The sequence below is a fragment of the Bradyrhizobium commune genome (assembly GCF_015624505.1).
GTDB classification, from domain to species: Bacteria; Pseudomonadota; Alphaproteobacteria; order Rhizobiales; family Xanthobacteraceae; genus Bradyrhizobium; species Bradyrhizobium commune.
Map to the genome: position 1 here is coordinate 4,268,431 of NZ_CP061379.1, position 9,532 is coordinate 4,277,962.

13 protein-coding genes are annotated in these 9,532 nt (G+C 63.8%); 6 read left to right on the forward strand and 7 right to left on the reverse strand.

Annotated features, from left to right (window positions below):
- Positions 1–102 precede the first annotated feature (102 nt).
- On the reverse strand, positions 103–2,043 hold the full coding sequence (locus IC761_RS20115; RefSeq protein ID WP_195798383.1) for an FAD-binding monooxygenase: 1,941 nt from the start codon (positions 2,041–2,043) through the stop codon (positions 103–105).
- 104 nt (positions 2,044–2,147) lie between these two features.
- On the opposite strand from IC761_RS20115, the gene IC761_RS20120 reads away from it, so the two are divergent.
- The gene (locus tag IC761_RS20120) at positions 2,148–2,612 is read left to right on the forward strand and encodes a MarR family winged helix-turn-helix transcriptional regulator (RefSeq protein WP_195798384.1); all 465 of its coding nucleotides are present in this window, start codon (positions 2,148–2,150) and stop codon (positions 2,610–2,612) included.
- 121 nt (positions 2,613–2,733) lie between these two features.
- Positions 2,734–3,168, forward strand: coding sequence for a COG4315 family predicted lipoprotein (locus IC761_RS20125; protein WP_195798385.1), 435 nt, complete (start codon positions 2,734–2,736; stop codon positions 3,166–3,168).
- Here the strand turns inward: IC761_RS20125 and IC761_RS20130 are convergent.
- The 3 genes from IC761_RS20130 to IC761_RS20140 form a co-directional block, all read right to left on the reverse strand.
- Entirely contained in the window at positions 3,165–3,386 is a 222-nt protein-coding gene (locus IC761_RS20130) for a hypothetical protein (RefSeq protein ID WP_195798386.1), read from the reverse strand. The two genes, IC761_RS20125 and IC761_RS20130, sit on opposite strands and share 4 nt — an antisense overlap.
- 276 nt (positions 3,387–3,662) lie before the next feature.
- Positions 3,663–4,652, reverse strand: coding sequence for a hypothetical protein (locus tag IC761_RS20135; RefSeq protein ID WP_195798387.1), 990 nt, complete (start codon positions 4,650–4,652; stop codon positions 3,663–3,665).
- A gap of 92 nt (positions 4,653–4,744) precedes the next feature.
- The gene (locus IC761_RS20140) at positions 4,745–5,341 is read right to left on the reverse strand and encodes a L,D-transpeptidase (protein ID WP_195804718.1); all 597 of its coding nucleotides are present in this window, start codon (positions 5,339–5,341) and stop codon (positions 4,745–4,747) included.
- A 328-nt stretch (positions 5,342–5,669) separates the two neighbouring features.
- Between IC761_RS20140 and IC761_RS20145 the strand changes: the two genes are divergently transcribed.
- The 4 genes from IC761_RS20145 to IC761_RS20160 all read left to right on the forward strand — a co-directional run bounded on the left by IC761_RS20145 (position 5,670) and on the right by IC761_RS20160 (position 8,028).
- A complete protein-coding gene (locus IC761_RS20145; RefSeq protein ID WP_195798388.1) occupies positions 5,670–6,620 on the forward strand; it encodes a hypothetical protein in 951 nt (316 codons plus the stop codon).
- A gap of 371 nt (positions 6,621–6,991) precedes the next feature.
- Positions 6,992–7,222, forward strand: a complete 231-nt coding sequence (locus IC761_RS20150; RefSeq protein ID WP_195798389.1) for a DUF6894 family protein — start codon at positions 6,992–6,994, stop codon at positions 7,220–7,222.
- Positions 7,223–7,327: 105 nt separating this feature from the next.
- A complete protein-coding gene (locus IC761_RS20155) occupies positions 7,328–7,720 on the forward strand; it encodes a hypothetical protein (protein ID WP_195798390.1) in 393 nt (130 codons plus the stop codon).
- Positions 7,721–7,779: 59 nt separating this feature from the next.
- A complete protein-coding gene (locus IC761_RS20160; protein ID WP_195798391.1) occupies positions 7,780–8,028 on the forward strand; it encodes a hypothetical protein in 249 nt (82 codons plus the stop codon).
- 20 nt (positions 8,029–8,048) lie between these two features.
- Here IC761_RS20160 and IC761_RS20165 read toward each other — a convergent pair whose 3' ends face one another.
- From IC761_RS20165 to minD, 3 genes are all read right to left on the reverse strand, one after another.
- Entirely contained in the window at positions 8,049–8,234 is a 186-nt protein-coding gene (locus IC761_RS20165) for a hypothetical protein (RefSeq protein WP_195798392.1), read from the reverse strand.
- A gap of 191 nt (positions 8,235–8,425) precedes the next feature.
- A complete protein-coding gene (minE, locus tag IC761_RS20170) occupies positions 8,426–8,707 on the reverse strand; it encodes a cell division topological specificity factor MinE (RefSeq protein ID WP_195798393.1) in 282 nt (93 codons plus the stop codon).
- Positions 8,704–9,519, reverse strand: coding sequence for a septum site-determining protein MinD (gene minD / locus IC761_RS20175; protein WP_195798394.1), 816 nt, complete (start codon positions 9,517–9,519; stop codon positions 8,704–8,706). Before minD ends, minE begins: the two co-directional genes overlap by 4 nt.
- Positions 9,520–9,532: the final 13 nt, after the last annotated feature.

A 9,532-nucleotide genomic window follows, 5' to 3' on the forward strand; every position in this document is an offset into this window, starting at 1 on the left:
GGAGGAACGCGCGAGCGGAATAAAGCGTTCCGCGCGCAAGGGTCGCATCAGCCAAAAGATCGAGAAACACACTGCGCGCGCAGTTCAATATTCATCCGCCATTCATCCGCGCAGCGAGCCTCGGTTCACCTGCAACATGAATCCGTCGAAATACCCGGCGAGCGCCGCAAAATCGGTGAGCGGCACCACCTGCGCGACATATTGATCCGGCCGCACCACGACCATGCAGCCAGCCTTTCGATCGATTCCGCGCATCGTGAAAACGTCGTGGCCGCTCTTGAGGTCCGGACAGAACATCTTTTCGTAGTCGTACAAGCCGTAACGGCCTTTACTCGGAAGCAACATCGGCGGCATCGCCTCGATGGCGAGTTCGCGATGATCCTGCTGGAAAACCGCGCGCAAGTCGATCACGGCGTCAATGTCGGCACCTTCCGGCGTATATCGCCTGACCGGCGATTCCCTGGACTCAGTGAGAAAATCGCACAAGGCGCGAATGGCTGAGCCCGTTGCTGCTGGATTCTCATCGGGCGAGAACGCGTAGATGCGGAAGCGGCCGTCGGCTTGCGCCGCATGGCCAAGATGCACCGGCTTGGCATCTCCGAGCCGAATGACCGGTGCGGAGTGAAAACGCTTACCGATGACGAGACCTTGCGCGAGGTGCTGATGAGATGAGTCACCCGTGAGGATCGACGGGCGGTAATGCGTCGCCGTACCCGCGGTGTAACGGCCGTGTCTGACGAAATAGTCCTGGGTTTTGGCGGCATCTGCGCCGCCGGCCTTGGCGGCGGAAGCCAGGATGCCGGCCCATTCGCGATCGAAGTCGATCAGCTCATTCGCAACCGCTTGTCGCTCGGCCGAATAGGAATGCAGCAGGCTCGGGGCGCACTGCTTGCGGATGACAGATGCGAGCTTCCAACCGAGATTGAAGGCGTCCTGCATCGAGACGTTCATGCCCTGCCCCGCCTTGGGGCTGTGGGTATGGCAGGCGTCACCCGCGATGAAGATGCGCGGCAAGCGAGCCGCGATCTCGGCTTCCGGGACGTCGTCGAATTTGTCGGTCAGGCGCTGGCCAATCTCGTAGACCGACCACCAGGCGATCTCCTTCACCTCGAGCGTATGCGGCTTCAGGATCCGCTGCGCCTTTGCGATCACGTCATCGGCGGTGATATTTCGGTTGGCGACGCGCTCGCCGGCATCGAGTTTTGCCAGCTCGACATAGAGGCGGACCATGTAGCCGCCTTCGCGTGGAATGATGAGAAGGCTGCCGTCCCTGGCTGACTGGATCAGCGCCTTGAAGCGGATGTCCGGAAAATCCGTCACCGCCAGCACGTCCATCACACCCCAGGCGTGGTTGGCGGAATCGCCATGCAGCTCGCGGCCGATCGACTTGCGCACGGTGCTGCGCGCACCGTCACAGCCGACGACATAGCGCGCCCTGATCGTTTCGACCCTGCCCTCATTCGCAGCATCGATTCGTTCGAGGCGAACGGTCACCGCGTGATCGGCGGGATTTGCGGCCGGATCGACCTGGAGGTCGAGCAGACGCCGGCTGTAGTAGGGCTCGAGTTTTGCCGGGGCCTTGCGCATGACGTCGAGAAAGCCGTCATGGATGCGAGCCTGGTTGAGGATGACATGCGGGAATTCCGACAGCCCGTCCTCGACGTCCTGCACCCTTCCGCTGCGAACGATCCCTGCGCTCGCCCGCTCGTCCGGTTTCCAGAACGTCGTCTCGTTAACCCAATAGGATTCCTTCAGCACGCGCTCGCTGAAGCCGTAAGCGTGGAACATCTCCATGGTGCGGCAGGCGATGCCGTCGGCCTGCCCGACCGCGAGCCGGCCCGGCTTCTGCTCGACAATGCAGGTCTTGATATCGCCGAACTGCGCAAGCTGGGCGGCGAGCGTCAGGCCCGCGGGACCGCAACCGACGATGAGGACGTCGACCTCTTCGGGCACGGCACCCGCTGCGCCCGCGGCCGGGATACGCTCGGCGGGATCCGCGATCTCGGGGTCACCGGGCTGAAATCCATTCAAATGGAATTGCATGAGCACCTCTCCCGCCAATGTTCTGTTTGGATATTGCTCAGTATGCTGACTATCAGTATACTTGTCAATATTCCCGCACCCTCCTTTGGCTCACGGAGAATTCGGTGAAAGACAACAACGACATGCCCGGGCATCTGGCGCGCCGGTTCCAGCAGATCGCGGTGGCCGTGTTCCTGGCCGAAGTCGGGGAAGCCGGCTTCGATCTTACTCCGGTGCAATACGCGGCGCTCGCGACCATCAAGGCCAATCCGGGCCTCGACCAGGTGACGTTGGCCGGCCTGATCGCCTACGACCGCACCACCATCACCGGCGTGGTCGATCGCCTCGTGCAGAAGGGGCTCGCGGAGCGGCGCGCCTCAAGCCGCGATCGCCGCGCCCGCGAGCTCGAGATCACGGAGCAAGGCCGCCGCACCCTGCGCAAGATCACGCCGGCCGTGGATTCCGCCCAGCGCATGATGCTGCGCGGGCTCAGCGCGAAGGAAAGCGAGGACCTGATGCGGCTGCTCCGCAAGGCCATTGCCGCCGGCAACGAGCTCAGCCGCGCGCCACTGCGTGATTTGCAGGCATAATCGCCCACTTACATACGTAATTGTCGCAGGGCCGCGAAACCTGGAACTAACCTTCGGCTGCTACCATCGGCTGCAATTCGGCGCTTAACGCGCGATTAACTTTGCCGGTTTGGAGTTTCGGATGTTCAGGTTCGTCATTGCGGCCGCCGCTATCGCGCTGTCGACCGTTCCAGTGCTGGCAAATGGGCATGGCGGCGGCGATGCCCCTCCTCCGCCGAAGCCCGAGGCCACCACTACGCCGGCACGCGCGGTTCTGACCAAGCAGGGTTCCAAGCTCGTCGACCTCAAGGGCATGACGCTCTATTTCTACGAGCGCGATACCAGCGGAAAGACATCCAGCTGCAACGGCAAATGCGCCGAGAGCTGGATTCCGCTGGCTGCACCTGAAGATGCCAAGCCGATCGGCGATTTCACGCCGATCACTCGCAATGACGGCAGCAAGATGTGGGCGTTCCGCTACCGCCCGCTCTACACGTCGGTCGCCGACAAGGCGCCGGGTGAAGCCAATGGCAACGCCACGACACTGCAATGGCGTGTCGCCCGGCCCGAAGATTAGGGCTGGAACGGCGAGCGCCTGTCACCCACCGGCGCGCCTGCCAGCTTGGCGTGGGCGGCGGATTCGGCCGAGGCATAATTCACATCCGGATTCCAATGCAGCGCCGCGTACACCATCATTCCAGCCAGGATCGACCCGTAGAAGCCGACGGTCACCAACCGCCATTTCCGGACAATTCGGCGGTCCGTCTCGTTCAATTGATAAAGAAACTTTTGCATGGTGCCTCCAATGGCAACGAGCCATTGAGATATAGCGCAACCGCAGCAATTTGCCTGTGAAGCAATTCACCTTTGGCGGTTCAAAAATTCGGCCGACCGATCTATTCCTTGCAAGGGCGACGGCACTGGCTTGAACGTCGGCAAATCGGGGTTCACCCGAAGCGGCCTGACTTCCGTCGTCACCACCACGGGACCGGTCGTGAACCAGAGTGCGGCCGCCGTCGCAATGAGCATTCCGGCGCCAACCGCTGCCAGTGCCTTCATCGTTGCCCCCCGTCAGTTGCTGAGGATGACGCCGTGCTGGCGCCGCGACGGATGATCGGCGCCGACCAGCGCATTGGGATCGGTGGCGATCACCACCTCCGGCAACGGCATCGGCTCGATACCGGCGAAACGGCGATAGAGCGCGCCCATGACCGCGCCGCAGAACGCCGCCGGCACCAGCAACACGGCGAACAGCGGCACCACCAGCACAAGCAGCAGCATGCAGGCGAACGCCGCGACGCCGGCGATCCCCGCATATTCCCACGCGCGATTCCTGCCCATCGCCCGCGCAACGTGATGAACGCAGAGCATGAAGATGGTCGACGGAACGACCGAGATCACCAGCATGACCAGAAACGTCTGCGCCGGGATCACACTTGCAAAGATATGGGCGGTGCTCTTGTCCGCGAACCCGTTCATCAAGATCGGCAGCAACGTGTAAGGCAGCAGCGTCGCAAGCACCGTCGGCATGAGCGCCGCGATCACAATTCCCGCAACCGACGTGCGGACCCGGACCGGCCCGTCGAAGACCGGCTGGACGGCCGGCGCATCGGGTGCATTGGCCGTGGCGGCTGCGCCGGTCCCGCGCGCGACCTGGCTCAGGCCGGCAAATTGGCCATAGAGGAATCCGCCGATCATCCCCGCAATCGTCGGCAGCAGGCCGACCGTCACCACCGTGCCGTCGCCGGGAGACGCGAGTTGGATGTGATTGCGGATCGCGATGGCATAACTTGCGGCGGCCATGATGCCGCCCATGAGGCCGTAAGCGAGCCGGCTCGAGATCGCCCATTGCCGCAACACGATGTGCCCGGCAAACAACAGGCCCGCATTCAGGGCCATGCGCCCGGCATAGAACACGAGGATCTGATCGGGGGCCGGCACGCCCGCGGGATCGGTCACCTGTCCGCCCGCGACGGCGAATGCCATCAGCACCGCTTCCACGACAGCCAACGGAATCAGCGCGGCCAACAGCGCGCGCGGCGAAGTCTTGACGAGATACATGCGAGCAACCCCTTGCTGGTTGCACGCTAGACGCGAGGCCTTACGGACCGCGCAAGACAATGTTTAAAATTGTCTACAAGTGACGCGCTACGTCACCCGCGCCAACCCGTCCCCGTCTCGATCTGCGCGCTCTGCCCGGGCGGCAGCACCACGACGGTCGCGTTCAGTTTCACCCGGTCGAACAGGTCGATCACGTCCTCGTTGCGCATCCGGATACAACCCGACGAGATCGCCTGGCCGATATATTCCGGCTGGTTGGTGCCGTGGATGCGGTAAAGCGTGTCCTTGTTGCCGGAATAGAGATAGATCCCGCGCGCCCCCAGCGGATTGGCGGGACCACCGGCAACGCGCGCCGGATACGGCCCGAGCCGCGCCTGGATTTCCGCCGTCGGAACCCAGTCCGGCCACTCTGCGAGACGACCGACGCGCGCGACGCCGGAGAACGCCATCGCTTCCTCGCCGACCGCGACGCCGTAGCGGATCGCCTTACCATCGGGCAGCACGTAATAGAGGTAGCGCGCATCGGTATCGACCAGGATCGTGCCCGGCTGCTCCTTGCGCGGATAGTCGACGATGTGGCGGAGATATTGCTCGGGCACGTTGGCCTGGGCGTAAGGCGTATGCGCCAGCAGCTGCCGGTCGCGCGACGTCATGCTCGCGTCGGTCGACGGCGACAGCGTTGCCTGCATGCATCCGCCGAGCGGAAGCACGGCAACGACGAGAATTGCGAAAAACGATCTTGGCACCGCCGGCCCCCGATAGCGGATAGCAGCGCCCCCAGCCTTGCCAGATGCGGCCCAAATCGTGCTGAAAACAAGGCAGTGTGGAACACGTCGCTGTGTTCGCGAGACCGGGTTCCCTCACCACAAACGGCGGAACAGCGTCGCGATGTCTCCGCTCCAGCGCCTTGCTTTGGTCAAACCCGGCTGGACTCGTGCGACATCGGGCTCGGAATGAGCTGTCGTCAACCAATCGGCTCGCGCCAATGCGGACGATCGATGCTTCACAGGAGCTGCGATGCTCGCGACGTTGAACAGCAGGCAAATCGTCGATGAGATCGTCAAGGACACGATGAAAGACAACGACCCGCACGACGCCGTCCAGATTTCTCCCGACGTGGTGCGAGCCTCGCGCGCGAGCAGCGACGCGCCCTCCCTGGCTCCCGAGATTGCGCCGCGTGCAGACTCCAAGCTCCACGTCGCTCCCGAAGTGCCGGCTGCGGCACCTTCCGTCGATACAGCCGTTCGCGCGGTCGCCAGTGATATGCCCGGCCGGGAGAAACGATCTGCCGTCAGCAAATGGCTTCGTGGCGCGTTCGTCACGATGTTGTTTGCGGGGGGCAGTGCGGCTGCGACCATCGCATGGGAGAGACATGGCGACACCGCGCTGCAAATGCTGGCCGAGTGGACACCGTCATTGACGTCGCTCATGCCGCAGACCTCGCCGGCAACGCCAGCCGTGACCGCGGAAGCCGCCCCGCAGGTCGCACCTGATCAGACCACCGCCCCATCCGCAGCATCGCCCGCGGCGCAGGATGCCGCAGCCGCGCCTCCTGCAACACCATCAGATACAGCGCCATCCCTGCAATCGATGTCGCGCGATCTCGCCGCGATGTCTCAGCAGATCGAGCAGCTCAAGGCCAACATCGCAGAGTTGAAGGCCGCGCAGGAGCAGATAGCGCGGGAGACGGTGAAGACGCCCGCGCCCAAGCCGGTGGCGGCCGTCGCGCCGGTCGATCCGCGTGCGCGGGTGTCTGCGCTGCCGCCGCGGCCAGTGGTGGCGCCGGTTCGCAAGCCAAAGCCGGTGACCACGCCCGCCTATCCGCAGACATATGCTGCACCGATGCCGATCGCGCCGCTTCCACCGCCGTCGCAGGCCGTCGCCGTTCCGCCGCCGCCATCGGTCGCGACGCAAGCCGTCGCTGATGACGACGGACCCGTCGTGCGTCCGCCGATGCCGGTGCATTAGAGAATCATTTCGCGACCGAACCATCGCGCGGTGCACGCTGTCCGAGTCGCGATGATGCGTTGAGCCCGTGCGACTACGGTGATGCGTCGCTACGCACAAAGAGAAAAGGCCGTCGGGATCTATGCCGCCGGCCTTCTCTTGCAGCTGCCGGTTCCCGGAGCCCGGTTCTGCTGCAATTCCATGCCTAAGGATCGCGCCGACATATTTAATAAAATCTTAAAGCCCTCAAATGCTGCACATGATTTTTGCGTCATACGCACAGAGATTGCGCGGCCGCTTCATTCAGTAATATTCGACTCAGTGGTACCATCCGACATGTGTTGTTGAGACTTGTGCGGAAGACTTGTGTCGTCACACACCGGGGAATTCGGATGCCTTACTACTCCTTCGATCTTGTGGTTGGTGAAGAGTTCAAGAACCAGGGCGGAATCATCCTCGAAGACATCGAGGTCGCCTCCGATCGCGCAGACCAATTGGCCACCGAGCTGTCGCAGGTGAAGCCGGAGCTGCAACAGAAGGGTTGCGCGGTGCGCGTCACCGATCGCGATCACAACGAGGTTTATCGCACGCCGCTCGACCCCGTGCCGGCCTGGCAGCGCTAGCTGGCTCCCGCGCCGGCCGGGGCCGATCGCACAATTGCATCCCAGCACCATTGCGGCGCCGCTCGCCGGGCGCTAGCCTCTCCAAAAAATGGGGAGGACCTAAGGATGCGCACCGGTTTTCTGATGGCGGGCTTGTTGCTGATGGCCGCACCGGCCCAAGCGGCCGACGACCATCCACGCTCGACCTATGTCACGATGGTGTTGCAGGCTTTCGCCGCCAAGGTCGAATGCCCGAATACCGACGTGGTCTATCAGGATCTGGTGCAGAAGGCGCAGCAGATGCAGCTGCCCGACGGCACCACCGAGCAGGTGCGCAAGGCGATCGCCTGGTTGCACACCGGCGGCAAGATGGGCGAGAAGCAGGCCGACGACATCATGGCGGAAGTCGCTGTGGCGACCCAGATGACCGATCTCGATCAGCGCCGGCTCGGCATGAGCAATTGGTGCGAAAAGCAAAAGACCAACCTCGCCGGCCTGATCCGCAGCAAGGGCGGCTAACCGACCCACAATCGTCACATTCCTCGCCAGCATGCGGTCTCTTCAAACTGGAGAACCCCATGCGAATAGCCGATCTCGTTTTCGCTGGCGCGCTCGCGGCCAGCGCGGTGCTGGCGCTGCCGGCACTGGCGAACAATTCCAATGCCCAGACGGGCGAGGACAAATCGACCGCGTCATCTTGTAGCGCCTACCAGCAGGCGCCGGACGGATCGTGGGAGCAGCTCCCCTGCAAGGAGACCGGCCAGCGCGCGCAGCCGCAAACGCAGCATCGCACTCCCACGCAGGGAACCGACCACGAGGAGCGCTGAGCGCTCCCGTTTCCCAGTGATCAGCCCTGAAGCGGACCGCGCATGATCTTCATGGCGTCGGCGATATGACGCCACTCCTTCGCCTCGTCCGCTTCCCCACGGCCCTCGCAGGCCTGGGCCTGTTCGGCCGCCTTCGCGATCGCAGCAAAACCATGCTTTTCCAGCATTTGCCGGGCGACGGTGTGGACCTGGACCTCGGACATCATGGGCGCTCTCCCGATTGACCAAGCCGCGGTGCAGCGCGCGTGGACGCGCACCCGCGGGTTTCCGACAACGATCGAGCCGCGCGTCTCGTTCCGATTGTGCGCGTAAACGAAAAGGCAGCCCGCCGATGCCCCGGCGGACTGCCTGTCACCCACCCCAAATTTTCAGCCACAGGTTCGAAAGGTCAGGTCCCCTACCCGACCGCGACCTTCCTGTGCTCGAAATCGTTGGGCACCTCGATGTCGACCTCGAGCGTCGACACCTCGTCACCGCGCTCGAGCCGCACGATGACCTTGGTCGGATCCAGCGTCACGTGCTTGGAGACGACGGCGAGAATTTCCTCACGCAGCACGCCGAGCAGATCGGGCTGGCCGCGCAGTCCGCGTTCATGCGCAAGCAGGATCTGCAGCCGTTCGCGAGCGACCGGTGCAGAGGCCTTGTTGCCGCGGAGAAGCCGGAGCAGACCCATGCTCATGCAGCCCTCCGTCGCAGCAGGCGATCCATAAAACCCTTGCGCTCGGCCGGCACCTGCATCGGCACCGTGTCGCCGCAGAGACGCCGCGCCGCATCGATATAGGCCCGCGCAGGCGCGCCCTCGGCGTTCGACAGCGTGACCGGCGTGCCGACATTGGAGGCGCGCAGCACGTCCTGGCTCTCGGGGATGATGCCGAGCAAAGGCGTTGCGAGGATCTCGAGGATGTCGTCGATGGTCAGCATCTCGCCGCGCGCGGCGCGCGAGGGATCGTAGCGGGTGATGAGAATGTGCTTCTCGACCCGCTCGCCCTTCTCGGCTCGCACGGTCTTGGAATCGAGCATGCCGATGATGCGGTCGGAATCGCGCACCGAGGACACTTCCGGATTGGTGACGATCACGGCTTCATCGGCAAAGCGCATCGCCATCGAAGCGCCGCGCTCGATGCCGGCCGGGCTGTCGCAGATCACCCAGTCGAAACGGCTGCGCAAATCGGCGATGACCTTGCCGACGCCTTCCTCCGTCAGCGCGTCCTTGTCGCGGGTTTGCGAAGCCGGCAGCAGCCAGAGGTTCTCCAGCCGCTTGTCCTTGATCAGCGCCTGCGGCAGCTTGGCCACACCCTGTACCACGTTGATGAGGTCGAACACGACGCGGCGCTCGGCGCCCATCACGAGGTCGAGGTTGCGCAAGCCCACGTCGAAATCGACGACGACGACCTTGTCGCCGCGTTGTGCGAGCGCAGCTCCCAGCGCGGCGGTCGTCGTGGTCTTGCCGACGCCGCCCTTGCCTGATGTCACGACCAGAACCTTGGCCATTGAAATATCCTCC

Bases quoted from the DNA above. Each gene is read 5' to 3' on its own strand.
- IC761_RS20140 (WP_195804718.1), bottom strand. From the start codon at position 5,341: ATGCAGGCAACGCTGTCGCCGTCGACCGACGCGAGCATGACGTCGCGC.
- IC761_RS20160 (WP_195798391.1), top strand. From the start codon at position 7,780: ATGCGAATAGCCGATCTCGTTTTCGCTGGCGCGCTCGCGGCCAGCGCG.
- IC761_RS20135 (WP_195798387.1), bottom strand. From the start codon at position 4,652: ATGTATCTCGTCAAGACTTCGCCGCGCGCGCTGTTGGCCGCGCTGATT.
- minE (WP_195798393.1), bottom strand. From the start codon at position 8,707: ATGAGCATGGGTCTGCTCCGGCTTCTCCGCGGCAACAAGGCCTCTGCA.
- IC761_RS20115 (WP_195798383.1), bottom strand. From the start codon at position 2,043: ATGCAATTCCATTTGAATGGATTTCAGCCCGGTGACCCCGAGATCGCG.
- IC761_RS20130 (WP_195798386.1), bottom strand. From the start codon at position 3,386: ATGCAAAAGTTTCTTTATCAATTGAACGAGACGGACCGCCGAATTGTC.
- IC761_RS20150 (WP_195798389.1), top strand. From the start codon at position 6,992: ATGCCTTACTACTCCTTCGATCTTGTGGTTGGTGAAGAGTTCAAGAAC.
- minD (WP_195798394.1), bottom strand. From the start codon at position 9,519: ATGGCCAAGGTTCTGGTCGTGACATCAGGCAAGGGCGGCGTCGGCAAG.
- IC761_RS20145 (WP_195798388.1), top strand. From the start codon at position 5,670: ATGCTCGCGACGTTGAACAGCAGGCAAATCGTCGATGAGATCGTCAAG.
- IC761_RS20125 (WP_195798385.1), top strand. From the start codon at position 2,734: ATGTTCAGGTTCGTCATTGCGGCCGCCGCTATCGCGCTGTCGACCGTT.
- IC761_RS20155 (WP_195798390.1), top strand. From the start codon at position 7,328: ATGCGCACCGGTTTTCTGATGGCGGGCTTGTTGCTGATGGCCGCACCG.
- IC761_RS20165 (WP_195798392.1), bottom strand. From the start codon at position 8,234: ATGATGTCCGAGGTCCAGGTCCACACCGTCGCCCGGCAAATGCTGGAA.